The sequence below is a fragment of the Steroidobacter sp. genome (assembly GCF_036406195.1).
GTDB lineage: Bacteria > Pseudomonadota > Gammaproteobacteria > Steroidobacterales > Steroidobacteraceae > Steroidobacter.
In genome coordinates, this window is the sequence record NZ_DASWVW010000052.1 from 21,061 (window position 1) to 46,498 (window position 25,438).

The window sequence follows — 25,438 nt, forward strand, 5'->3', positions numbered from 1 at the left end:
GCGTGACTGGCACACATCGCATGCTGATCACTGGCGCCGCGAGCGGCATCGGCCTCGCGCTGACCCGTCATTTCGCGGCGGCCGGCCATCGCGTGATCGCCTGCGATCTGCAGCGCGAGCCGCTGGATGCCTTGCAGAAGGAAATTCCGCAGTTGCGCGTGCTGGCGTTCGATCTGTCCGAGGCCAGGCAGATCGAAGACGCCTTCGGCACTCTGGGCGATGACCTACCCGACGTTTTGATCAATAACGCCGGTCTGCAACACGTCGCGCCGCTGGAGCAATTTCCGCCGGAAAAGTGGCAGTTGTTGATTGCCGTCATGCTGACCGGCGCCGCGTTGCTGACGCGCGCGGCGCTGCCCTCGATGAGGCGTAACAACTATGGCCGCATCGTGAATATCGGCTCGATCCACGCGTTGATTGCATCTCCGTACAAGAGCGCATACGTGGCCGCGAAGCATGGGCTGGTGGGCTTCAGCAAAACCATCGCGCTCGAGACACATGACGCCGACATCACTATCAACACGGTGTGCCCCGGCTACGTGAAGACGCCACTGGTCGAGACGCAGATCGCCGCGCTCGCCCGCACTCACCGGATGACCGAGCAGCAGGTGGTCGAGGAGATCATGCTCAAGCCCATGCCCAAGGGGCAGTTCATCACTGCCGAGGAACTGATCGGCAGTGTCGAATTCCTGCTGAGTCCGGCCGCCCGCAATATCACTGGCCAGTGCCTCGTCCTAGACGGCGGCTGGACCGCGCAGTAACGCGCCCGGGCCCGCGCAGACTCCTCGTCCAAACGCTTCGGCGCGCGCCATGCCTGCGCAAGCGCTCTGGATGCGTGTGCCTGAATCCTGGCCCGCGACCGCAGTCAGCGCTCTCTAGCTCCTTCAAAAAACTTTCTGCGGCCGCGTTGTAAGATACGTACCAACCTCCAGCCCTGCGCAGCCGATGTCCCGCCGCTACAAGATCACCCTGCTGATCTCCCTTTACATCGCACAGGGCCTGCCCTTCGGCTTCTTCTCCGTAGCGCTGCCCGTCCTGCTGCGCGAAGCCGGCTATTCGCTCAAGGAGATCAGTGCGCTCAGCCTGGTCGCGCTCCCCTGGGTGCTGAAGTTTCTATGGGCTCCCTACCTGGATCACACCGGCACACCGCGCCGCTGGCTGCTCGGCTTTCAGTTCTTCTCCATCATCGCGACCCTGCTGCTGATCTTCGCCGATCCAAGCCGTGGCTTGATCGTGATGATCGCGGCCGCATTCGGATTCAGCATGATCGCCGCCTCTCAGGACGTGATCACCGATGGGCTCGCCGTCCGCATGCTCGATACGCGCGAGCGAGGTCTCGCCAACGCAATTCAAGTCGGCGCATATCGCTTCGGCATGATCCTCGGCGGCGGCCTGCTACTAGCCGTCTTCGCGCGCACCAATTGGCAGGTGACCTTCATTTGCATGGCCGGCCTGCTGACGCTCACCGTGTTGCCCACGCTGGCGCTCGATGAGCCCGCGGCAGCGGAGCAGTCGACGTACACGGCCCGACAGTTGGCCATCGGTTGGCTGCAGCGTTTGTTACAGCCCGGCATCCTGCGCTTCACGCTGATTATTTTTCTGTATCGCTTCGGCGATCAGATGGTGGCGACGTTGCTCGGGCCCTTTCTCATCGACCAGGGCATGAACAAGGAAGGCATTGCGCTGCTGAAAGGCACGGTCGGCTCCGGCACCGCTCTGCTCGGCGCGTTGATCGGAGGATGGTTCGCCTTCACCGCGGGACGACGAACGGCGGTCTTGGCCAGCGGCATCGCGCAAGCGGCATCGTTCACACCCTACATCGTGGCCGCGATGGGAATAGGCGGCGTGCCGCTGCTATGGGTCGCCACCATCCTGGAGGGAGTCATCGGCACGATGGCCACGGTCGCGCTGTTCACATTGATGATGGACGCATCCGATCCCGAGCACGCCGGCACTGACTACACCTTGTTTGCGAGCGTGGTCGTGTTGATAGGACCGCTCGGCAACTTCTCGGGCGCGGCGCTCGCCGATGCCCTCGGCTATGCGCCTGCTTTCACCGCCGGGTCGATTCTGGCTTTGCTGGGCACGTTGCTGGTGATCCGCCTGCTGGATCAGAAGCCCATGCCGGCCAGGATCGCGCTGGTTTGGAAGATTGGGAAAGAAGTGACTGGTGACTAATGAATAGTGAATGGTCAGAAGGAGGCGGCGTGCACGCACTTCTGACCATTCATTGGTCACCATTCATTGGTCACTTCTCTCTTAACCGGGCAGCTCGATGGTGAACGTCGCGCCCTGCCCGGGCTTGCTCTGCGCGAACACTCGTCCCCCCAGGCGCTCGATGGCCTTGCGGACCAACGCGAGCCCGATGCCGGTGCCGGGATATTGATCGTCCCGGTGCAGCCGCTGGAACAACTTGAAGATGTGATCGTGATATTGCATGTCGAAGCCGATGCCATTGTCGGTCACGGCCAGCACTACGCCGTTGTCCTTGCGGCGGCAGACGACTGCGATGCGCGGATTACTGGTATCGCGCGTGTACTTCAGCGCGTTCTCTACAAGATTGCGCAAGGCCAGGGCCAGGCCACTGGCGTCGACCCGCAATGTCATCGGCTCTACCACCACCGTCAGCACGATGCCGCGACGTTGCACTTCGTCCTGGTACGGACTCAACACCTGATCCACCAGCGAAGGCAGACTCACGACGCTGGCCTGAGTGCCACGACGATCGATATGCGAATAGGAAAGCAGGTCATCGATCAGCGTCGCCATCTTCAGCGAGCCGTTACGAATGCGCGCCAGATGGTCGCGGGCGCGCTCGGTGAGCTGTCCTTGCATCTCCTCCTCGAACAGATGGGCAAAGCCATTGATGGCGCGCAACGGCGCTTTCAGATCATGGGCAACGGCATAGGAGAAGCCTTCGAGCTCGTCATACGCCCGCTTGAGCTCGGTGGTGCGCTCACCCACGCGCTGCTCCAGCGCCGTCGTCAACTCGCGATAGCGTGCTTCGCTGTGGCGTAGCTCGGCATTCGCGTCCTGCAACTGCTGGTTGGCCAGCATCAGCTGATCGGTGAGCTGTTGCGACTCGTTCTGAAGCCATGCCTCGCGCGCGCCCAGGATGACGGCGAACAGGATGAATATGGTCGCCGACAGCCAGACCACGCGGGGTGTAACCGTCGCGGTGCTGCTCACGGCGACGATCACCATGATGAGGATCAACAACGCGGGCATGACCGCTTCCAACCAGCGCTCGCGCGCTTTCCGCTTGTGCGTAATGTCACCCTGATCGTGCTGGCTCAGCCACGCCTGTTCGTGAGCCGCGGCCGAGACCAGGCCGAACATGAGCAGCCAGCTGACATTGACCAGGTCGTCCGGCAGGTAACTCTCGGTCAGCAGCGCGTGCGCATAAGTGAAGTTCGAGGCCGCATAGACGCAGGTCGCGCACACCAGCAGCAACATGGGTGTCCAGGACGCGCCCCAACGGAACGTCCACAACGCACCGAGGGTGGTCAAAAACGTGCCGGCGACCAGCAGGGTGTGCGTCACGCCCACCCAAAGAAACGTGGGTGTGACGTTGGGGCTCTGCAGGGCCGGCTCGAGCATGCCCAGCACCACCGTAACCGCCAGGCAGCACGTCACCAGGCCGAGGTTGCCGGCATGCTTGAGGGTAAACGGCTCCCGATTGCGGGCCTCGGGCAACAGCAGCACCCCGGCCACCACCAGCACCGCAAAGCCTGTGTAGAAGATCTGGTTGAGGCTGGGAAATGGCTGTGCCACCTCGAGAATCAGGTGCACATAATTCCAATGCAGCTGTCCGAGCAGCCAGCTGCAGCAGGCCAGTGCGATCGTCATCCAGGCCCGGCGGCGCTCGGGTTCGATCCGGCGTGCGGCGCGGAAACAGCAGAATGTGGCCGCCGCGGCGGCGAGGGTCCAGGCGATATCGTTGATCCACAGCTGCAGGTCGTTGCTGGCGAGATAGATCGCAATGCCGTAAAGCGCCAGCCCGGCAAGCCAGGCCCAGGCTACGGTCCACCGCGGCCGGGATACCTCCAGCTCCGTGTTGATTTTTTCCACTCCAGCAACCATCGCCGTAGTATGCCTGCAGCGTGGGCTCTTCCGCCGCCTCAAGTCAGCTTGTTGCGTTCCTCACCGCAGCGCTTGCAGCGCTCGGTGCTCACCAGCCGCCCCTGTTTCACATCGAAGCGGCGCCCGGACAGCAGCTGCCACTTGTGAAAACCGGAAGTGCACAGCGTCTTGCCGTCGGCGCGCTTCTGCTTGGCTTTTTTCAGATTGATGACGTTGGACATGGGACGGGATCGGATCGAGGGGGCCAGGAATCAGTGCGTCATCGCATACACCACGACGTTCACGCCGATCATGTAGGAGCGCGTGGAAAAGGTCTCGAAGTACCAGTCGCCATAGGCTTCGCGCTCCCAGCCGTCGCCGACATCGGTGTTGTGGGTAGCCAGGACCATGATACGGCCGTCGTCGTCCAGCCACGCGCGCATCTGCGGCTCGTCGAGCGAGCCGGCCGGGAACTTGTGGGCGCCCGGCGATTCGGCGGTGCTGCCGCCGGGACTGGCGAAGGGCAGCGCGGGAATCTGTGGCATCTCGTTCAAGTCGAACACGGTGTGAAAGATGGGATGCTCGGGCGTGAGCACGCGCCATTCCCGGTTCGGCAGCACGGTGCGCATCACGTTGGCGAACTGCTGCCACTCGGCATCGCCCCAGAAATCATCGACCCAGACGAAGCCGCCGCGCGCCAGATAGTGCCTGAGGGCGGCGCGCTCCTCTTCCGAGATCACCATGTAGCCCGGGTCGGACATGTAAAGCATGGGAAAGTCGCCGAGATCGGCCGCGGTCAGCAGGCGGCTCGATGCCTGGGGCGCGACATTGATACGAGTCAGCTGCCGCAAGCGATGGCTGAAGTTGTCGTCACCTTCAGGGAAATCCGTTTCCCAGCGCGCCCAGACGCGGCCGTCATAGGCGTAGTAGGCCTCGCCCATGCCACCCTCGCTGTCATAGATGGCCCGGACCATATTGAGACGCGACAGGTCGGGAGGCGTGGACGAACGGCCGCCGTCACCGGTGATGAGGTTCGTGCCGGCGAGCGCGGCCAACGCCGCGAAGGCGGCCCAGGTGGCGAGCAACGAAACTGGAAGCCGCTTGCTCATGATCCGCGCCTGCGACTCTCGAGTTTCAGCGATTCCCCAAGCGACGGTAATACTCGGCCACGGCCTCGCGATAGCGTGGCGACTCCGGCGACGGCAACGTTGCATGGGCCGGTGTTCCACCTCGCGCGCGAGCCGCGGCGTTCAAGGCAGTGAGCTCGATCTGATCGATGACCTTCATCATGGCCTCACCCTGCTCGGCCATCGGATCGCCATTCAAGCGACGCAGCTGATTGGCGTGGCGCCGCAGGGCATCGATCTCGGCCTGCGTCAGCTCGCCGCCGCTCATGCGATTGGTGATCTCGCGAATGCGCTGACTGATCTCGCTGGTCTGCCGGGCCAACGAGCCGCGACCATCCTGGAGAGTATTGAGACCCTGACGCGGAGTGATGGGATTCCAGGCGGACAGCCCGTTCTGCGCGCCAGCAGTGCCGCCGCGCGAGCTTTGCCTTTGCGAATCGCCACCCTGGCGCGAGCCCGGCGCGCCTTCGCTGCCCTCCGCCTGCATGCCTTCGCTGTTATCGCCACCCTGTTGGCCTCGCTCGTTGGCCTGGGCGGTGCGGGCTTCGCCTGGCGGACCATTGCGATGCTGACCATTGGGATCGGCCTGACTGCCACCTTGTTCGCCGCTGCGGCCGTCCTCGGACTGCTGGCCGGGACTTTGCGCCGATGGGTCAGTGCCGTTGGCCTGCTGAGCATTGCGCATAGCGCGACGCAGTTCGGCAACCTGAGCTAACAAGTCGTCGGTCGTTGCAGTGTCACGCTTCTGAGTGCGTTCCGCGGCTGCTTGAGTCGCGGTCTCGCGCAAATCGTGCTGTAGCGTCTCAAGCGCATCGGTAATCAAACCTTCGCGAGGAGCAGCCTCCCGAGCACGTCCGTAGTAAATCTCCGCCGCGCTTCGATTGAGCCGGTACATCACATCGGAGCCTTCGATGTCACGCACGATCTCGCTCAACCGCTGCGTAGCTTTCGGCGTGCTGCGGCGATGCTCATGCACGGCGCCGCGCATATCGCCTTGCAGCTCGGACAGCTCGGATGCCATCCGCTGTTTCGCTTCGACCAGATCCCTGATCTCGCGCTGGCCAAGATTGGCGCGCCCGCCGAAACGGAAGCTCGACTCATTGCCTTGGCCACTTTGCGCCAACGCCTTGTACAACTCTTGCTCGATACGTTGCTGATCCTTGAGTATCTCGCCAGTGCGTTCGGCGAACTGTTCGAGCGCCTCGTTTAGCCGCGATGCATTCGGCTTGTCGATCTGCCGCAGCGCCTGGCGCAGGTTCTTGCTCGCCTGCTGCGCGGACTGCGAGCCCTTGGAGGACTGTGAGTCCTTGGCAGAGCTGTCGCCGCGCTCCTGGTTCGCGGCACGCATGTTTTCCAGCGCCTGGTTGACCGACTGCAACGCTTGCTCCAGCTCCGAGCGCTGTTGATCGGTATTGCTGCCGCGCTGGCCGCTATTGCCGCTGGAGCTGGACCCGCCTTGTCCCTGCCGGGATGAATTGTTGGCCTGCTGCTGTTGCGAACCCTGCTGCTGGCGATTCAACTCGCTGAGCCGGCGCCGCAGGTCTTCGGCTTCGCGCCGCAACTGCTCCTGCTGCCAACGCTGCTCCTGAAGGGCCTGGGCATTGCGCTGCTGCTGCGCGAGTTTTTCCTGGCGCTCGGCCAACTCCTTCAACTTGCGGATGGCCTCGTTCATCTCCTGCTGGGTGTTCTGCTGCGACAGTTGCGATTCGCTTTCGTACTGGCTCTTCTCGACATCCATTTCGAGCTCGAACATCTCGGTGAAATTGCGCGCGGCCTGCGAGCCTTCGCCGCCGCCTTCCTGCTGCATCGACACCTGCACTTCGCGAAACGCCGATTCGGCGCGCAGCAGCTGTTGCAGCGCCTGCTGCTCCGGCGTGACGGCTTCTTTCAAACGGAACGCGGATAGATGACCGGCCGCCGGCGCCATCAAGCCGGACGCGCGTTCGAGACTCTCGACGAAGGTCTTCACACGCTCGTCGGCTTCAACATCCATGCGAGCCCGGGTTCTTTGTGCCAGCGTGCGCGCCTGTTGCGAAAGAGTTGTCTGGAATTCCGCGAGCATTCGCGCGCTGTCTTGCAGTTGCTCCCGCGAGCGGGCGTTGCGCTCGTCGTTGCGTTGCAGGTTCCATGTTGCCAGCAGGATCTCGCGCTGCCGCTCGGAGATCGCGCCTTGCTCGTCGGCCAAACCGCCGCCGCCGCTTCCCGCCCCGCCGTTCTGGCCCTGCTTGAAGGTGCGCTCGAACGGCTGGACCTGCACCATGAACAGGTCGGTCTGCACGGTCTGCTTGCGATCTTTCGCCACCGCGTAATAGGAAACGAGATCGCCCGGCGACAGGCGTTGTTCCTGGGTGGCCGTGGCGCCGAGGTCTTCCATGCTCAGCAACGATTCGCTCTCGGCGCGGCGAGCGCCACCGCCCACCGGCATCTTCTTCCATTCGCCGCCGTTCACCGAGTACAGCAACGATACATCGCGCAGCTTGAAGTCATCCTCGGCCTGGATGCGCACCGGCACTTCTTCGATGCTGGTGGCGCGCCAGTCGCGGCCAGGCTTGCGAATTTCGATGGTCGGTTTCTCGTCGGGAACGATCTCGATGGTGTATTCGTCGCTGAGCGCCACGAACTCATCGGCGACGCGCGCACCGATCTGATACGAACCGGGTTCCTGCACGGCGATGGTACCGACGCTGGCCTTGCCCTCGTTACGCAACTCCCGGCTGTTGCCGTCCACGATCAGCGCCGGTGCTTCGAGCGGCGCATCTGCAAATACTTCGACCTTGACATCGGTGCCGGCGACCGCGCGAATGTCGCGCGATTCTTCATCCGTCAGCGAATCCAGCCCAGTCCACTCCGGATAGGAGTAGGTCAAGCGCACACGCTCGATGCGCGGCAAGTCAACGACGCCAATCTTGTGCTCGCCGCTGCGCACGCCATCCGCTTGAACGTAGTACGTCAGCGGCCCACGCACGGCGTAAAGTTTGAAATCGAACTGCCCCTCTTCGGCCGAACGCATGGGCGCGGCTTCCCATTGCTGCTGATCGGCGAAGCGCACGAACACTTGCGTCTGTTTGGGATTGAATCCATCGACAGTTGCCCGGATGGCAACATCACTATTGCGGCGGACAGTGGCGTCGCCGGGCAGGACGGTAACTCGCTTCACCGTAATGGCTTCACGCGGCAACTCCGCGCCCAGCAGCAAGTGACGACTGCCGAAACCCCAATAAGACGGGCCTGCACCGAGCAGGAGTGCCAGTCCGATTACAGAAATAACGGCAACGGCGGCGACAGCAAGGAGGCGGCGCTGCGAAACCACCGCAGCGGGTGGCGTCTTTTCGGCGATATTGGCGGCATCGGCGGCGAGCAGCTCGATGAGCGGCGAGCTGTGTCCCTCTGCTTCACGGCGCTTGCTGTCCAGATAGGTCTGGATGCGTCCGCGCTCATCGGGCAATCGCTGTTCGAATACGTGTGAACCATCATCGCGCGACAGTTTTCGCAGCGGCAGCCACAACAGCAGCACCGTAACCGCAGCCAACAATGCCACCAACGCAACGCGCGCGCCGATCGCTACCGACGGTGCGAAATCTTCCCGATTGAACAGCCAGACGGCACCGCACGTGACCACCAAGGTAACCGCAGCGGCAGCAGCCGCAGCCTGCAAATAGATATGAGAGCGCAACCGGCGCCGCAACGCCGCCAGGTAGCTCTCCAATCGTTCACGTGAGGTCATTTCGGCACCTCGCGACGAATGGCCAGATGGCGATTCGCCAACAGCACTTCGGCCAGCAGCAGCGCGGCTGCCAGCCACAGCAACCAGGGGCCGAGCGATTTCGGCATGGCCTCGGGAGTCGAAGCCGCGGCCGCGGCGGGCGCCGACTCCTGTGGACGCAACGCCTGCCAGCGCGCGACGAAATCCGGAGGCAACGTGGCGAGATCCGATTCACGCGCGTCCACGTTCACCGCCAGCCAGCGCGCGCCTTCGCTGCCGCGAATTTCGTAGAACCCGGCCTGCTCGGGAATCAGGCGGTCCGTCGTACTCTGCGCCAGACCCAGCACCCGGCGGCCCTGCGGATCGAATATCTGCCCGCCACCGCCCGCGGTCAATCCGGTGGTCACTGTCGCGCCGACCAGCGCGCTCGACGTCGTCGCCTCGGCCTGCGTCAGGTAATTGGCCGCGGCGCCAATGAAGTGCACGAACAGCGGATGAATGGCTAGATCGTTCCAGCGGCGGTCCACTGGCATGGTCAAGATCAGCATACGTCCCGCACCCAGCGAGCGCTCGATCAGCAACGGCGTGCCGTCGTCCAGGGCAATCAAGGTCTTGTCGTCGGCCGCGCTCCGGACGGAGCGTTGTCGGAAGAATCGCACGCGATTCCAATCCGCAGCCTCTCGCAGCACCGGATGCGTACTCACCACTTCGCCCACTTTCCCCGTGCGGTTGCGCGCTTCGCCGACATTCAGCTCGTCGAGCAGCGGGTTGTCATTGCTGACCGTTTCGCCGAGCGTGGCCAACACGGCGCCGCCTGCGGCGACATAGGAATGAATGCGTCGCGCGGCGGCGCCCGACAGGGCGCTCGGATCGGCGATGACGATCAGGGAATATTTACCGAGCCGGCCGGAATCCATGGAATTGGCGGCGCGTTGCTCGATAGTGAGGCGAGGCGCGGACAATGCGCCGATGGCCGCCGCGAAGTACGCCGAATCATCGGCGTTGGCGTCACGCGAGATCAGCAGTGCGGTGGGATCAGCTTGCTCGATCACCGCGTAGTAGCGATCGTCTTGCGGCAACTCATCGGCAGGCTCCAGCACCACCTCGATGCGATGCGCGCCGGCATTGAGGTTCACGTCGCTGAATGTGACGGTAGTAAACGACGTACCGCTTCTGGTCGTGGACTGCACTGTCGGCTGCAAGATCAAGCCTGCGCCAGGAGCATTGCCGCCTTCGCCGGCAACAATCTCGGGCTGAACGGTGGCAGCCGCTAGCGTGACGTTCTTCCTGGCGACTTCCTTGTCATCCACGCGAAGAATCACATCGCGCTGTTGCGGCCGTGGGATGGAGCTGCCGATGGTTGCTTGCAGCGAGCGCGTATCCCGAGGCGCTCGCGATGCATCGGTGATGTAGATGTTGCCGGCGGCCCCATCGCTCACATCGTGCATTTCCAATTGGGTCTGGGCGGGCAGCTGCAGATCGGCAAAGCGCAGCGGCGCTGCGCTACGCTGCATGTCAGAGATCAGATGCAGCACCACCTTGGGTCGCGGCGAGCCGAGCCAAGAGTTGGCGGTACTCATTGCGTAGCCATAATCAAGCCGCTCGAGACCGGGCTTCAGCGCTTGCAGTGATGCGCGCACGGCTCCGGCGTTACTCGCTGGCGTACTCTCGCTCACGACAGAGATGCGCCGGCCCGAGCCCGCCAGCAACATCACGCGATCCGACGAAGGCACTTGCCCGATGACCCGCTCTGCTTCCTGCAGCGCCCGCTGCCAGCGAGTGCCATGCTGCATCGACAGCGATGTATCCACCACAATGGCGTGCAGCTGAGCGTTCGCATCCGGCTGCGGCATGATGCGCGCCGCCAGCTGCGGACCGGCGAACGCAAGCACCAGCGCTATCAGCAACAGGATTCGAGTGGCGAGCAGCAGCCAATAACGCAGAGTTCGCCGGGCCGTTCGTTGGGTTTCGCTGGCTTCCAGCAGCATCAGCGACGCGAACGGATGTTGAGTCGGGTTCGCTCGCGCCACGCGATGCAGCCACAGGGGTACGCCAATGGCTAACAAACCGAACAGGAATGCAGGCGCGAGGAACATGGTCTACGTCCTGCCTTCCCTCAACAGCAAGTAACGGCGCAAGGCGTTGTCCAGCGGCTCGTCCGTGGTGATCAGCAACTGATGTGCGCCGACGTTCGCAGCCGCACGCCGCAAGGACTGCAAGTGCGACTCGAGGCGCCGCTGGTATTCGCCGGCCAGAAATTCCGGCGACACGTTGAGAGACTGCTGGGTCTCGATGTCCTTGAGTAGCACCGACTCTCGCCAGTCCGGGCGCATCTCCTGCGGATCGAGCAGCTGGAACAGGATGATGTCGTGGCCTTTATAGGCCAACGGCTGCACCGCTCTGCTCATGGCCGCGGGATCGCAATACAAATCGGAGATCACTGCCACCAGCCCGCGCCGCGACAGGTGCTCGCCAAAGCGTTGGAAACAAGCCTCGAGGTCCGTGCCATTGCCCGGCGTCACCGCATCGATGGCATGAATCATCGCCAGCAAGCTACCGGCCCGACTGGTCGCCGGCCGATAGTTGCGCACCTGTTCGTCGAACACGACGAGTCCGACGGGATCGTGCTGTCGGGCCGCCAGATATGCGAGTGCGGCCGCGAGAAATTTCGCGTACTGCAGTTTGGTGATGGAGCGAGAGCCGTAGCCCATCGACGCACTGGCATCCAGCAATATCATCAAGCGCGTATTGGTCTCGCCTTCGTAGCGGCGGATATAAGTTCGCTCGGTGCGAGCAAACACGTTCCAGTCGACGAAGCGGGGATCGTCGCCTTCGACATAGGCGCGGTATTCCTTGAACTCCTGACTGAATCCGTAGTGCGGCGAGCGATGCAGGCCGGTGAGAAAGCCTTCCACGGCGGTGCGCGCGATCAGCTCCAGGTTCGCGAGGCCGGCCAGAGTTTCCGGCGGTAGCAGACGACTGGAGGCAGTGGCGCTCACAACTCGATCACCTCGCGTAGCACGTCATCGACACCCTTGCCATCGGACTCGGCCTGGTAGTTGGTCAGGACGCGATGCCTGAGCACCGGCAAAGCCAGCGAGCGCAGATCGTCGTTGGTCACGTGATAACGCCCCTCCATCAGAGCCCGCGCTTTGGCGGCGAGGCACAGGAACTGCGTCGCGCGAACGCTCGCTCCGTAACGAACATAGCGGCGCACAGACTCTGGCGCGCTCACCTCACGAGGCCGCGTGGCGCGCACCATTTCGACAGCCTTGCGGCGCACTTCAGTGGATAGCGGCACCTGCCGCACCAGCCATTGGAATTTCACGATCTCTTCGGCATTGGTGCACGCCTGCAGCTCCGGCCCGGCCAGGCGCGAGCTGTTGCGATCGACGACTTCCATTTCATGATCGAGACTCAAATAGTCGAGCAGTACGTTGAACAGGAACCGGTCGAGCTGCGCTTCGGGCAGCGGATAGGTGCCTTCCAACTCGATCGGGTTCTGCGTGGCCAGTACGAAGAACGGCTCGCCGAGCGAATGCGTCGTGCCACGCACGGTCACGGAATGTTCCTGCATGGCTTCGAGCAGCGCCGCCTGGGTCTTGGGCGGGGTGCGGTTCACTTCGTCGGCCAGCAAAACATTGGCGAACAGCGGGCCGGGCACGAAGGTCCAGCGCCGATGGCCGGTGGTGATGTCTTCTTCGATGATGTCGGTGCCGGTCACGTCGGTGGGCATCAAGTCCGGCGTGAACTGAATGCGCTTGAACGACAGGCCGAGCGCGGAGGCCAAGGTCTTGACTAACAGCGTTTTGGCGGTGCCGGGCATACCGGTGATCAGGCAATGACCGCCGACCAGCAGGGTCAACAACAAATAATCGATGACTTCCTCCTGTCCGACGATGACACGGCGCACCTGCCCGCGGATCGCGTCGATGCGATTGCGGAAGGTGTCCACCAGCGCGGCGGTTTCCTGCTCGGTCGGGGCAAAAGGGCTGCTCATCAAGTACGCTCCTCGATCATTTGCAGCAACAGGGCCTGCGCGGGTTTGTAGTGGGGCGCGGTGGCAAGCGCGTCGAGCAAGTGACGACGACTGCCGGCCTTATCGCCCAACTCACGCAGGGCACGTGCCATGCCGTAGTGGGCCGGCGCCTGATCCAGCGTGTTGAGCGCAAGCAGTGCCTGGAATTCGCGCACGGCATCCTCGGCACGTCCGACCGTCAGCAGTCGCTCGCCCAGCTTTGAATGCAGTTCCGGATTGAGAGGATCGGCATAGTTCAACGCGACCATCACCTCGGTGGCCTGCTCGGTGCGGCCCGCTTCATCCAGCCAACGTGCCAGCTCTTTCAGCGCGCCCGGGTCCCAACCGCCTGCGCGCCGATATTCTTCGAGCGCGATGATTGCCTCGGCCCGACGATTCAGTTTGTCGAGCGCACGGGCCAGCAGCAGATGCGCACTGTCTCCGCCTACATTTTCCGGATACAGCGCGACGGCGCGGCGAGCAGGCTCGATTACATCCGCCCAACGTTCCTTCTGCAGAGCCTGGCGCGCGGCCTGCTGCTGCGACTGCCATTCATCGAGGTTGGCGAGCAGGTTGGCGAAGCGGGCACGCACGAACGTATCGAATTCCTTGTCGAAAGCTTCCGGCGCGATCTTGAACGTGGCTTGAATGGCCTGGGCAGTGGTGCGCTTGCCATCGAACTGCCGCAACAACGTACCGAGTTGTTCGAAACCCCAGCGCTGCTCGATGAACAGACACACCAGTCCCGATTGCATGTACGAGACTTGCACCTGGCCGGGATAGCTCGGGCGGATGAAACCCGAATCCAGCTCGGCGACGGGCAGGAACTGTTTCTTGTCGAGCGCGACCATGACCTCGGCAGGCACCGCGATGCCGGGCGTAGGACCGGTGCGCCACTCTTCGAACACCGAGATGCCTTCGCTCAGCCAACGCGGCACATGATGATCGGTCATTTCCAGCGTGAACACGTGCGCCATCTCGTGCCACAACGTGCTGCCCCAATGAAAATCGCCGTGCGCTCGGCCGGATGGACTATCCATCGCGACCACGTAACCGAACGTGACACCGAGCAGGCCGATGCCAGGCAACGCGGCCACGCGCACGCCGAAGTCATCGTGGTCCGGATACATCTCGACGGTCACCGGCTCGCGTAGCTTGAACCCATAGCGCTGAGTGAAGCTCTTGATGCTGCGGCCGGTCAGATCGAGCACGTAAGGCCGCAGCACATCGGCTTCTTTCTTGTGCAGCCGCAATTGGACCTGATACGTATCCGGCTCGATCACCACAGGATCTTCGCTCACCGAAAATTCGTCGATACGATCCAGCAGGCGCAACGAGTTCACCGTGGTCGGGCTGTAGGGATCGCCCGAGTACGCGGTCTGCAAGTGAGTGCGAGCTTCGTTCACCATGCCAAAGCGCAACAGGTTCGAGCCCAGTTCCGCGTGCGCCGACCACAGATCGGGCTGCACTTCGACGGCTCGACGCAGCAGCGTCGTGGCTTCGCGATAGCGCCGGCGCATGATCTCGAAGTGAGCGAGTTGCTCGTACACGGCGCCATAGCGCGGGTTGTAGTCGAGGATGCGCTTGACCCACGGATCTGGGCTGCCGCCGCGAGACATTTCCAAAGACGCACGCAATGCGAACACTTCCAGCGGCGGCAGTCGTTCTCTGGTGATCAGGCGCATGGCGCGATCCAACGCCTGCTCCGCGTCCTCCAGCTTGCCTTCCTCGATGTCCATCGATGCGGTGAGCAGATGCCCCTCGATCAGGTCTCCGTCCTGTTCGAGCGCATCCGCGACCAACGGCCGCGCCTGGCCTTCGAAGCGTTCAGCGAACACGCTGGCCAGGCCCAACTTGGCGTGCACGTCGTTGGGGAAGACTTTCAGCGCTTCTCTGAACAGCTCGGCGGCATCGGAATATTGGTGGGTCTGAAGAAACAAGCGGCCCCACCTGACGCGAGGCTGCACGGCCCGCTCATTGGTCTGCACGGCATTGCGGAACACTTCGTTGGCCCGCTTGATGTCACCTAGCGCCCACGCCGCTTCAGCTTCCACGATGGGCGTCGGCGATTCGAGCAACTTGGTGTAGCAGGCGCGCGCCTGCTCGGTGCGACCACGATAACGCTGCTCGTCACAAGGACGCAGCTCGGCCGCGCGCCGCGGATCGTAGTCGACGGATTGTGCGCCAGCCGTGGCGCTCAATATCAGCAATAACAGCCCGGCGGCGCGCTTGCTCATGGTGTCGCCACCCCGCCCGATTTGGAATCGATCTCTTTTTGCAGCAGCGCCAGGCGTACCAGCACTTCTTCGAGCTGATCGTAGTACTGGTTCTCCGGTAGCGCGGCCCTCTGGTCTCGCACGCGGTTCAGGTCCTGCTCGATGAGGCCGCGTTGTGACAGCAGTGCCGCGACCTCTGGATTGTCGGGCATCAGTGCGGCGTTGCCGAGCCGGGCCAAGGTGAAACGACCGGCGGCGTCGCCTTGCATGCGCGCGTGCTCGGTCGCCATCGCTGTCTCCGCTTTGAATGCGGCTTCGACCTGATTGGTCGCGAATGCATACGCCTCGGCAGCGGTGACGATTTGATCCTTGTTGGTATCCGCCGCGTCGGACGCGACTGCTTGCGCCCAATACTGAGCAAAGCGTGTAGCCGTGCGTTCGCCGCCGCTCTTGGTGGCGGTGATCACGACGCGGCGTGGCTTCTGCCAACGCTCGATGACGGCGCCGCTGGCGCTGGTGGCGTTGATGATCAACTGATCGCGCGCCGGCAATGAATCGAACAGCTGCGCCAGCTCGGTATCGGTTAGATCCGGGCCGGGCAGGTTGAAACGATAGGTCTCGCCGTCATAGCTGCCATGACCTATCAAGACCACGACCGCGGCGTCCTCGTGTTTCATGCGCTCGCTCAGCGCCTTGATCTCGCGGCGAATGTTCGTCGCCTTGGCCTCATCGCCGCTCAGAGAGATAACGTTCTGTTTGCTCCCAGCTGCTTGCTCGGCGGCAGTCGCCACGGTCGCGGCATGCTCGCGAAACTTCTGCTCATAGGCAGGCTCGCCTCCCAAGCCCGCAACCACAACGGTATAGGTCGCGGCGGACGCGGGCAGCGCGCCGAGCAAGCACGATGCGATCGACGCAGCGAGCACATGGCGATGGCAAGACGTGCTGCTCACAACCGCCCCCAGCGCAATCGCAACAGCCATTCGCCCAGCTTCAGCGCCAGCAGCACCAGGAACACGATGGGCAGGTTCCACAAGTCCAAGGTCTGTCGCTCGACGATGCCGGCCTTGGAATAGGGAATGGCGCCAGCCAGGCCGTCGAGATCGCTGAGCGGCCAGTAGCGCCCGCCGGTGACGTTCGCGATCCGCTCCAGCAGATCACGATGCTGATAGGTCGCGAAATGCTCGGCCACGCCATCGTTGCGCAGTACGTGCGTCACGGCGGATCCGACCTCTTTGTTCCCTGCGCGTGCACTCATCTCAATGCGATACAGGCCGGCGGAGGCAGCGTCGATGGTCGCGGTGTAGCGGCCATCGCCTTGCCCGGAAGGTTGCATGGTCTGGCTGAACGCGGCATCGCGTTCGGGCGCCACCTGTAGTTCGACCGTAGCATCGTTGATGGGTTCGAAACGCTCGTCGCGCACTTCGGCTTCCAGCTTTACCGTGCGCTCGTCCTCATACACCGTACGCTCGCCGTTCACGGTGACTCGCGACGGCGCGGTGGCGGCGATCGCGTGCAGGAGCTGGCGCCAGAAAATTTCATGGCTCTGATCCTCGGATGGCATGCGCATCTGCCATCGCATGGTGCTGGCGGTGGCCAGTACATAAGTCGCGCCGCGGCCATAGTGTTGCCAGACCAGCAATGGAGAACGCCCCTGCGCGCCGTTTGCTTCCAGCAACACGACGGCACCGGGCTTCAGCCGGCCCAGCGCCTGGTAGTCGGCCAGTGGCGGTAGATTTTTCCAACGCTCTAGATTGCGCCGCGGATCGGTATCGAGGCGGGGTATGGGCGACTCGGCGCCATAAATTGTGAGCTGAGCCTGGCCGGGGCGCTGCACGAACTGCGCCGGCTGCCGGCCGATGAGCTGGACCGGCAGCGTCTGCGCCAGTGCGGCGTTCTGCCAGCCGCCAGCGGACAAGCCATAGCGGCCCGCCAGCATCAGCACGCTGCCGCCACGCTTGTCGACGAAATCCTTGAGCAGCCGGTGTTGTTCAGCTCGCAGCGACGCGGCTTCGTAGCTGCCGATAATGACTGCGTCGTAACCGAACAGCTCGGCGGCATCGGCAGGGAAGCCGTCGACCAGCTCGTCCGGACCGATCACGCCCTGGCGATAATGTTTGTTCGGCGTGGTGCGCACGATGCTGGCCACACGCAGTGCGCGGTCGCGGTCGATCGCGCGACGCATGAATTTATATTCCCAACGCGGCTCGCCCTCGACGTACAGAATGCTGCGTCGGGTGGCGGGGACATTCACTACGCGGGTACGCGAGTTGTTGATGACGTTACGCTCGCCTTCGATCGGATCGAGCACGAAGCGCAACTCGTGCGTGCCCGCCTGGCCCGCCGGCACGTCCAGGGACAATTGCGTGGTTGTCGCGTCGTTACGCAGCTTTACGTCGCGAGCTGCAACCAGATTGTCACGATCGTAGACGCGCAGCCGCGCTTGCGATGCACCGTTGTGGCGAATACCGATCTGGGCCTCGATGCTGGCACCTGCGGGCGCCGATGCAGGGACTTCGACGCGCTCCAGCTCCAAGTCATTGAGCACTTGTTCGGGGCCAACGCCGACAGTGTGAACGGGCACGCCGTATGAGGCGATTTCTGCGAGGCGCTCTTCACTCAGCGTGTCGCCATTCTCCGCGCCGTCGCTGAACAGGATGACGCCGGCTAGCGGCGCACTGCCGGCGCTCTGCAATACCTGGGTGAGCGCATTGCCGATGCGCGTCTGCCGCCCGGGCGGCGGCATGGCTTCGATCGAATCGAGCGGTGTGGTCGAGTGCGCGAAGCCGAACAAGCGCACCGCAAAGGTTTTTTCCAGGCGCCGCAAGGAGTCGCCCTGCAGGGCGGCAGCGACTTCCTGAAGCCGCGACTGGCCGGCATCGCCGTACGCCATGCTGGCCGAGGCGTCGATGGCGATGGCGAGCTCGTTCTCCCGATCGCGCACGCGCTCGACATTCAGGACCGGACGCCACAACAGGCAGGCCAGCAGCGCGATCAGCGCCGTCTGCAACACACCGACCGGCAGCAGCAATCGCCAGCCGAGCGCCCGGCGGCGCCACAGCGACCAGGCGACCAACGCCGCACCGGCCAGAATCAAAGTTACGAGCACCCCTATCGGCCACGCGCTCGCGAATGCGAACGAGCCGGTTCGATACGCCCACAGGGGATGAGTGAACAGCCGCTCGAACACTGGGCAGTAATAGAGGATGCGATGGCCGGAAGGCAAGCCACAATCCTGCTGAAATGCGTGACAAACGATCAACAGTGGTCGCGGGGCGGCTGGCGCTGAACGCAAGTTGCGGCCCGTTCAGCTGGGACGGAACCGCGGCCGCCCTCATGCGTACTGGTTTGACGGATAACAACGGCGGTCACCAGCACCATGGCTAGCGAAACCTTGCACGAGAGCGCGAAGGCGCTGCGTCCCGAGACCATCGACCGGCATCGTGCCGTGTCCTCGCTGATGGAAGAGCTCGAAGCGGTCGACTGGTACGACCAGCGCATCGATGCCGCCAGCGACGAGGAGCTGAGACAGATCCTGGCGCACAACCGCGACGAGGAAAAGGAACACGCCGCCATGGTGCTCGAGTGGCTGCGGCGCCGTGACCCCAAGCTGGACGAGCATTTACGAACCTACCTGTTCACCACACGAGCGGTGCTGGAGATCGAGGACGAGGCGGAATCGGGCGGCGGCGGGGACAAAGCGGCCGTCGAGGACGGTTGCCTGGGCATCGGCAGCCTGCGCGGCCAGCAGCAGAGTCCGATTCGTGGCATGGGAGCAGGAAATCAATCATGAACCAACTATTACGCGATCACGCTCCCATCGCCGCGGAAGCCTGGAAAGAAATCGACGCCGAGGCCAAGCGAACTTTGACCACCCTGCTGGCGGCGCGGCGGCTGGTGGACTTCAAAGGTCCGCTGGGCTGGGACTGTGCGTCGGTTGCGACCGGCCGGACCCGCACGCTGTCGCCTTCGTTGCAGGAAGGCGTGGCGTCCAAGCTGCGGCTGTCGCTGCCCTTGATCGAGATCCGCATTCCCTTCGAGGTGGATCGCGAGGAGTTGGACGCGATCAGCCGCGGGGATAGCAATCCAGACCTCGATTCGGTCCGCAATGCGGCTCGCGCCGCCGCGATCGCCGAGGATCGCGCCATCTTTCAGGGCTATGGCGCAGGCGGCATCGACGGCATCTTTCCGGCCGCCGCCGAGCAGGGCCTGACCATTCCCTCGGACTATGGCGCGTATCCCGACGTGGTCGCCGAAGCAACGCATCGATTGCGCAGCGAAGGCGTTGGCGGTCCCTACGGTATCGCGCTCGGCCCTCGCTGCTACACGGGAGTGACTCGCAGCACGCTGCGGGGCTATCCAGTCATCAATCATGTGCGCGAGCTGGTGGATGGGCCCATCGTCTGGGCGCCCGCGGTGGATGGCGCGGTGGTGATGAGCTTGCGAGGCGGCGACTTCGAGTTGATCGTCGGTCAGGATTTCTCGGTGGGCTATCTGGATCACACCAGCGCGTCGGTGCTGCTGTATTTGCAGCAGAGCTTCACGTTCCGAGTGCTGTCGCCGGAAGCGGCCGTTCCATTGACCTATGCGCCGGCGGACGTAACGCCGGGCAAGTAATTGCCGGGCAGTGACAAATTATTAACAAACAGTGACTTAACTGTTTTATCGCACTGTATTCGCGCGCCCTCGTCAGCGCTTGCCTGCGGGTGGGGCGGCGGATGGTCGCGCCGGCGTGAAATCCGCCAGGGTCGTGCTCGGCACGGGACTTGCTGTAACACCGGCGTGACATGCTCTCTTGGCCCGCTCATCGCTCCAGTGTTGCCGCCGCGCCGGCCCTCGACCATGCGTCTGCCCTCCTTGAAGTTCCTGAAGACATTCCAAGTCGCTGCCACGCGCCTGAGTTTCAAGGCGGCGGCCGAGGAGCTTTGCATCACGCCCTCGGCGGTGAGCCACCAGATCAAGGGACTGGAGGAACAACTCGGCGTCGCGCTGTTCGACCGCGGCCCAAGTTCCCTGACGCTGACAGAAGCGGGCGAGAGCTACTTGCAGCACATGGAGACGGTGTTCGCCCGGCTGGAGACCGTCACCGAGCAGTTGCGCGTTCGTTATGGCCGCGAGGTGGTGCGTCTGAACATCCCGCCGTTCTTCGCCACCGAGATGTTGTTGCCGAGGCTGCCTTCATTCATGGCGAAGCGTCCGGACACGGACGTGCACATCAATACTGTCTCGCCGTCGTTGCAGTCGCACCCGGCAGAAGCGGACTTGTCCATCGTCGTGGACACCGCGCCAGAAGAGGCGCACGACCACGATTGTCACAAGCTGTTCTCGCAGACTTTCGTGCCGGCCTGCTCGCCGGCACTGCTGCTACGTATGCCCATCGTTACGGTGCAGGACTTGAACAAACATACTTTGATCATTCACGAAGCGCGCCGCGATGGCTGGCAGCGCTGGGCGCAGTCGCTGGGCCATCGACCTGCGCCCCAAGAGCATCGTGCGCTTCGATTCGATGAACACCGCCGCGGAAGCGGCCGAGCATGGCGTGGGCGTCGCGCTGGTTTCATCGCGCCTGGGCAATGAACGTTTCGCGCAGGGCTCGTTGGTGAAGTTGTTCGATCGCGAGCTGGAAACCGGTGAAAGCTATTATCTGATACTACGCAGGGAAGACGCGGAGCGGCCCAACATCAAAGCGCTCACGCAATGGTTGATCGAGGAATTCAGCGTCGCGGCGTGATTGACATCTCATTGTGACATAGCTCGGCGCACATTCTCGCGCGCGATCGAGCAAACAATCTTTCAGGGGGCATGGCGCTCCTCCGTCAACCACGGAGGAGCTCTCGTTCGTTTCTGTTTTGTTTCTGCATGAGCGAGTTTGTTGCCAGCATGAATTCTTCTCGTTTGTCGGCGCGGCGTGCGTCGCCTAGATTGATCGCCATTCCACAATGAAATGTTCCCAGGGGATGTTTTTGGTCTTCAACCTTTTGGGAGTCAGCTCGATGAACAAGCTCAGCACCACTCGCATCGCCAGGTCTGTATCGCTCGCCGTTGCCTCACTCGCGCTCAGTGCGCCGTTCGCCAGCCATGCGGGCAGCTACGATGCCGCCATGGATTCCTGCATCAGCGCCTTCGTCGCCTCCAGCCTGCCGAAAGAACAGCCGGTGAAGGTACGCAAGGAAGAGGTAGCCAGCAGCCCGATCAGCATTCACTCGCGTGCCTACAAGATCATGGTCAGCGCCAAGGGCGTGCACAGCGGCAAGTATCTGGCGCGTGGCACCTGCATCGTCGATCGCAGCGGCCAGGTGGTTGCGCTGAACGGCAAGCCGCTGCCGCAAAAGATCGCCGCGCGCTGATTCGTCTGTCACTCCGGGAGGCGAACGCGACTGACATCCCCCTGCAGTTCAGCGTTTGCACGGATGCTCCTCCCGGAGTGGTTCTAATTTGGAAAGTTTTCCGACTCGTTCCACTCTGGCGCGAGTTTCTTTCTCGACTGATTACGGTAACTTAGTCCCATCGCACTGCACAGTTCGCGCACACTGCCCAAGCTGTATCGAGTCGAGGCCCTTCTTCCATGCACGCAAAGGAACGCGTCACTCCTGAACGCCGTAGCGGCGTTGAGCGCCGGCATCACACTCTTGCCGCGTACTGGCGTGGCGCACTGAATCCGCGTCGCCGCGCCGGCCGGCGTACAAGCGACCACAATTACGCGATTGTCGATTGGCATTCGCCGCGCGTGCTGGCGCTGGTGATGTTGATTCTTGGCTTGTCCATGCTCGATGGCGTGCTGACGCTGCTGCTGATTGGGCAGGGCGCCAACGAAGTAAATCCGTTCATGGCACTGTTCGTGCCGCACAACCTCGGCTGGTTTGCGTTCATCAAGCTCAGCCTCACCAGTCTCGGGGCGGCCGTGCTGGTGGCCTGCGCGCGTATGAAGCTATTCAGGTTGTTTCCAGGCGAGTTGCTGTTGTACCTGGTGGTGGCCTGCTATGTGGTGCTGGTGGGTTACGAGCTGACATTGCTCGAGAACCCACCCCTGCCTCATTGAGCGAAACGTTCGCTCAGGGATTGCCAGTACGCGCAGCGGCTGGCACTCGATAACCGCCCACGTACAGGCGGAAAGCAAAGTACGTCCAGGCCGACAAGGTGCCGCTCACCACCGCGGTGACGAAATGTTCGGGATCGAACAGCTGCGCGGCCACCACGACGCCACCGAGCATGGTCAAAGTCGTCTGACCGAGGCGCAACTCCCAACGATCCACGTAACGCATGTAGGCCGGCGCGCCCGGGGCAAGACGAGTGCGACGCGGATCGAAGCCGAACAGCTGTGACAGCACTGTGTAACTGCCGACACCGACGACGCTCCAGAGCATCACGTGCCCCATGGCCACGGGCTGGCCCGACAAGGCGGCAAAAACAGTCGCGGCCACGAAGAACAAGGCAACAGCGATGAGAGCGTGCAGCTTGCGCGAGTGCATGACGTGATACCGCAGGAGATGGCCAGCCGGATGTTGATAGAGCGGCGCCACTTTGCCATTTCCTTGACTTTGATCAAAGCGCCACCCCAGCAATTTGGACCGGGCATTCCCGGTGAGCACCTCCCAGTGGATTACCTACGAAAGCAGCCGCCGACAGCTATCTCATCAGCAGTCCACGAGGCACAATAGTAGAGTTTGGCTCGACGACCGGTCCGAACAACGAATGAGATTCTTCCGGCGCTCGCTGATCCCTGGGAAATGGCCGCCACGCTGCCACCGTCGTGTTCGTCGCGGTCAGTGCGTTCTATTTCCTGCGAGCGGAGCGTGCGCGCGTCGAGACCGAGACGCTCGGCCGGTGAGATCGCGACCGTGTCATCGTCCCGGGCTATGCCGACAGCGCCGCCGTGGAAGCGGCGCTAGGCGAGGCCCGCCAGTTGCGCAAGCCATTCGATGTAGCCGAGCTCGGGACCGCCGTCGCACAAGTATTACGAACCCGCTGAGTAGAATTTGTCATGCCTTACTCGACCGAAGAATCCGCCGACGCCGTCATCCTCACGCCGCGAGCCACGCCCTCGGCGGCTGTCATCTGGCTCCATGGACTGGGTGCCGACGGTTTCGATTTCGTGCCCATCGTCCAAGAGTTGCACTTGCCGGCTTCACTGCCGGTGCGCTTCATTTTCCCGCACGCTACACCGCGGCCGGTCACCATCAACAATGGTTTCGTGATGCGCGCCTGGTACGACATCAAGGGTTTCGGCCCCGAGCGCGCCGAGGATGATGCCGGCATTCGCGAATCCGAAGGCGTGGTGAAACAGATCATCGAGCAGCAGATCGCGCAGGGCATCCCGGCGAACAAGATCGTGATCGCCGGATTCTCGCAAGGGGGCGCCATCGCCTTGCACACGGGCGTTCGCTATCCGCAGCGGCTGGCGGGAGTCATGGCGCTGTCCACCTATCTGCCGCTGCGTGCGACGGTGGCGGCAGAGGCATCGCAAGCCAATCGGGACGTCCCCATCCTGATGTGTCACGGCGCATACGATCCGGTCGTCGCCCTGCAACTCGGCGAGGCGTCGCGCGACATCCTGCAAGGCCTGGGCTACCGCATCGAGTGGCACACCTATCCGATGGAACATTCGGTGTGCATGGAAGAGGTCGCCGACATCTCCAAGTGGCTGCAAGCGCGCCTGGGTCAGCCGTTAATAACAACGTGACCAACCTCTCCGCCGCTTATAGCCGCCTCCAGCGCAATACTCGAGGCGCGTTGTGGATGCTCCTGTCCGCCGCAACCTTCACCTTGATGACCATGCTCATCAAGTACCTGGGCGGGGATTACTCCGCAGCTTTGCAAACGTTCTATCGCAACGCCGCCGGCCTGGCGGTGATGCTGCCGCTGATCGCGCGCAATCCTGGACAAGCGTTTCGCACCACGCGCCCAGGGCTGTTGCTGTTCCGTGCCACGGCAGGGACGCTCGGCATGATCCTGGGTTTCTATGCCTATCAGAAAATGCCATTGGCGGATGCGAATGCGCTGTCGTTCACTCGCACCTTGTGGCTCGTGCCGCTGGCGATGTTCGTGCTGAAGGAGCCAGTCGGGCCGCGGCGGGTGGCCGCCACCGCGATCGGTTTTCTGGGTGCGCTGCTGATGTTGCAGCCTTCGAGTGTCGGCGGCGTGGGCTGGCCCGCAGCCGCGGCGTTGCTCGGAGCGTTCCTGGTCGCGCTGACCGTCACGGGCATGAAAGTGATGACGCGCGATCACACCACCATGGCGCTGATGTCCTGGTCGGCCGTACTGGGATTCCTGTTGAGCATTCCGGGCGCGATCCTCAACTGGCACACGCCCAGCCTGCCGGACCTGGCACTGCTGAGCTGCATGGGCATTCTCGGCCTGGTCACGCAGGTGTTTTACATCAAAGGCATGACGGAAGGCGACGCGGCGGTGATGGCACCGATCGACTACACACGCCTGGTATTTGCCATCTTGCTCGGCTTCGCGCTGTTCGGCGAAGTGCCTAACGGCGTGACCATGCTCGGCGCCAGCATCATCATCGGCTCGACGATATACATCACCTGGCGCGAAGCGCAGCTCGGCAAACCCAAGCCAGCCGCGCAACGCGCCGAGTAATCACGGCTCTTCAAGTGCTCGACTGCCCTTTGCCGCTGTGACGTGCGACGCGGATGCTACGATCGCCGCTCAACATCGCCGTGACCGCCGGATGATCGACACTACGGACGGCACGAGACAGCGCGTCCTGGAAGCACGACCTGTACAGCCGATGCATGCGCAGCTCGGAAGAGTCACGGTATTCGCTGCACACCGTGTCGGAAGCGCTCCGCAACCGGGAATACAGCTCACGCACATCGGAAGCGCGCGACAGATCGAGATCGGAGTAGTTGACCACCGTCTGCGGCACGCCGGCGTCCGTCGTTGTCTTGTCACCGGCATGGGCCGCGGCACCGAAAGCCAGGGCTGTGAAGGCACCGAGAGCGACGTAGCGCGAGACGCGGAAAGTGTTACGGGTGGACATGATCGAATCTCCTGTAGCTCTGTTTGCTCGAATCGTTCATCGCGCGCTTGTTCTTGAGATGCGACCGCTTCGAGAAGGGTTGCACCGGCGCGATTTTTTTCATCGACGCCGGATAGGATCGGGCGCCTGCGCAAATCATTCCTTCCGCTCATCGTCCCGGCAGAACGCTTCGACGCACTCGCAATCGCTGCTACATCAATGCGAGATCGGCAGTGGGTACGCGCGTCATCACGGCCACATCCGGCCGTCGCGCCCCGACCGACAATGAGCATGCCTTGCGACGGGCCGTGCCCGGCGCGCGACGAAAGGTTGGCTTGCGAT

At 63.0% G+C, this 25,438-nt stretch carries 22 protein-coding genes; 10 read left to right on the top strand and 12 right to left on the bottom strand.

Annotated features, from left to right (window positions below):
- Positions 1-20 precede the first annotated feature (20 nt).
- Complete coding sequence (locus tag VGE08_RS19920) at positions 21-761, top strand: 3-hydroxybutyrate dehydrogenase (protein WP_349258752.1); 741 nt, start codon at positions 21-23, stop codon at positions 759-761.
- A gap of 184 nt (positions 762-945) precedes the next feature.
- Positions 946-2,178 carry an MFS transporter gene (locus VGE08_RS19925; protein WP_331069672.1) on the top strand — a complete coding sequence of 411 codons (1,233 nt, stop codon included), beginning with the start codon at positions 946-948 and terminating at the stop codon, positions 2,176-2,178.
- Between the two features lie 81 nt (positions 2,179-2,259).
- Here the strand turns inward: VGE08_RS19925 and VGE08_RS19930 are convergent, their stop codons facing one another.
- The 10 genes from VGE08_RS19930 to VGE08_RS19975 are packed head-to-tail and all read right to left on the bottom strand — an operon-like array spanning position 2,260 to position 18,349.
- A complete protein-coding gene (locus tag VGE08_RS19930) occupies positions 2,260-4,071 on the bottom strand; it encodes a sensor histidine kinase (RefSeq protein ID WP_331069673.1) in 1,812 nt (603 codons plus the stop codon).
- 50 nt (positions 4,072-4,121) lie between these two features.
- The gene (locus VGE08_RS19935; RefSeq protein WP_331069674.1) at positions 4,122-4,304 is read right to left on the bottom strand and encodes a hypothetical protein; all 183 of its coding nucleotides are present in this window, start codon (positions 4,302-4,304) and stop codon (positions 4,122-4,124) included.
- A 30-nt stretch (positions 4,305-4,334) separates the two neighbouring features.
- A complete protein-coding gene (locus tag VGE08_RS19940; protein ID WP_331069675.1) occupies positions 4,335-5,171 on the bottom strand; it encodes a DUF4159 domain-containing protein in 837 nt (278 codons plus the stop codon).
- A 25-nt stretch (positions 5,172-5,196) separates the two neighbouring features.
- Positions 5,197-8,913, bottom strand: a complete 3,717-nt coding sequence (locus VGE08_RS19945; protein ID WP_331069676.1) for a hypothetical protein — start codon at positions 8,911-8,913, stop codon at positions 5,197-5,199.
- A complete protein-coding gene (locus VGE08_RS19950; protein ID WP_331069677.1) occupies positions 8,910-10,988 on the bottom strand; it encodes a BatA and WFA domain-containing protein in 2,079 nt (692 codons plus the stop codon). The genes VGE08_RS19945 and VGE08_RS19950 overlap by 4 nt, the downstream gene beginning before the upstream one ends.
- A 3-nt stretch (positions 10,989-10,991) precedes the next feature.
- Positions 10,992-11,891, bottom strand: a complete 900-nt coding sequence (locus VGE08_RS19955; protein WP_331069678.1) for a DUF58 domain-containing protein — start codon at positions 11,889-11,891, stop codon at positions 10,992-10,994.
- Positions 11,888-12,892 (bottom strand): AAA family ATPase, encoded by a 1,005-nt coding sequence (locus VGE08_RS19960; RefSeq protein WP_331069679.1) that lies wholly within the window; start codon positions 12,890-12,892, stop codon positions 11,888-11,890. The genes VGE08_RS19955 and VGE08_RS19960 overlap by 4 nt, the downstream gene beginning before the upstream one ends.
- Positions 12,892-15,147, bottom strand: a complete 2,256-nt coding sequence (locus tag VGE08_RS19965) for a tetratricopeptide repeat protein (protein WP_331069680.1) — start codon at positions 15,145-15,147, stop codon at positions 12,892-12,894. The genes VGE08_RS19960 and VGE08_RS19965 overlap by 1 nt, the downstream gene beginning before the upstream one ends.
- Positions 15,144-16,076 (bottom strand): hypothetical protein, encoded by a 933-nt coding sequence (locus tag VGE08_RS19970; RefSeq protein WP_331069681.1) that lies wholly within the window; start codon positions 16,074-16,076, stop codon positions 15,144-15,146. Before VGE08_RS19970 ends, VGE08_RS19965 begins: the two co-directional genes overlap by 4 nt.
- Positions 16,073-18,349: a glutamine amidotransferase gene (locus VGE08_RS19975; protein ID WP_331069682.1), complete on the bottom strand. Its 2,277-nt coding sequence runs from the start codon at positions 18,347-18,349 to the stop codon at positions 16,073-16,075. The genes VGE08_RS19970 and VGE08_RS19975 overlap by 4 nt, the downstream gene beginning before the upstream one ends.
- 153 nt (positions 18,350-18,502) lie before the next feature.
- Between VGE08_RS19975 and VGE08_RS19980 the strand changes: the two genes are divergently transcribed.
- The 6 genes from VGE08_RS19980 to VGE08_RS20005 all read left to right on the top strand — a co-directional run bounded on the left by VGE08_RS19980 (position 18,503) and on the right by VGE08_RS20005 (position 22,162).
- Positions 18,503-18,916, top strand: a complete 414-nt coding sequence (locus VGE08_RS19980; protein ID WP_331069683.1) for a ferritin-like domain-containing protein — start codon at positions 18,503-18,505, stop codon at positions 18,914-18,916.
- Complete coding sequence (locus tag VGE08_RS19985; RefSeq protein ID WP_331069684.1) at positions 18,913-19,740, top strand: family 1 encapsulin nanocompartment shell protein; 828 nt, start codon at positions 18,913-18,915, stop codon at positions 19,738-19,740. Before VGE08_RS19980 ends, VGE08_RS19985 begins: the two co-directional genes overlap by 4 nt.
- 225 nt (positions 19,741-19,965) lie before the next feature.
- A complete protein-coding gene (locus VGE08_RS19990; protein ID WP_331069685.1) occupies positions 19,966-20,700 on the top strand; it encodes a LysR family transcriptional regulator in 735 nt (244 codons plus the stop codon).
- The gene (locus VGE08_RS19995) at positions 20,630-20,854 is read left to right on the top strand and encodes a LysR substrate-binding domain-containing protein (protein ID WP_331069686.1); all 225 of its coding nucleotides are present in this window, start codon (positions 20,630-20,632) and stop codon (positions 20,852-20,854) included. The genes VGE08_RS19990 and VGE08_RS19995 overlap by 71 nt, the downstream gene beginning before the upstream one ends.
- A gap of 262 nt (positions 20,855-21,116) precedes the next feature.
- Positions 21,117-21,470, top strand: coding sequence for a hypothetical protein (locus tag VGE08_RS20000; protein ID WP_331069687.1), 354 nt, complete (start codon positions 21,117-21,119; stop codon positions 21,468-21,470).
- Positions 21,471-21,688: 218 nt separating this feature from the next.
- Entirely contained in the window at positions 21,689-22,162 is a 474-nt protein-coding gene (locus VGE08_RS20005) for a DUF5658 family protein (RefSeq protein WP_331069688.1), read from the top strand.
- Between the two features lie 13 nt (positions 22,163-22,175).
- On the opposite strand, the gene VGE08_RS20010 is transcribed toward VGE08_RS20005, so the two are convergent.
- A complete protein-coding gene (locus tag VGE08_RS20010) occupies positions 22,176-22,592 on the bottom strand; it encodes a hypothetical protein (RefSeq protein ID WP_331069689.1) in 417 nt (138 codons plus the stop codon).
- Between the two features lie 512 nt (positions 22,593-23,104).
- On the opposite strand from VGE08_RS20010, the gene VGE08_RS20015 reads away from it, so the two are divergent.
- A complete protein-coding gene (locus VGE08_RS20015) occupies positions 23,105-23,803 on the top strand; it encodes an alpha/beta hydrolase (RefSeq protein WP_331069690.1) in 699 nt (232 codons plus the stop codon).
- Entirely contained in the window at positions 23,800-24,714 is a 915-nt protein-coding gene (locus VGE08_RS20020) for a DMT family transporter (RefSeq protein ID WP_331069691.1), read from the top strand. Before VGE08_RS20015 ends, VGE08_RS20020 begins: the two co-directional genes overlap by 4 nt.
- A 10-nt stretch (positions 24,715-24,724) precedes the next feature.
- On the opposite strand, the gene VGE08_RS20025 is transcribed toward VGE08_RS20020, so the two are convergent.
- Positions 24,725-25,117: a UrcA family protein gene (locus VGE08_RS20025; protein ID WP_331069692.1), complete on the bottom strand. Its 393-nt coding sequence runs from the start codon at positions 25,115-25,117 to the stop codon at positions 24,725-24,727.
- Positions 25,118-25,438 lie beyond the last annotated feature (321 nt).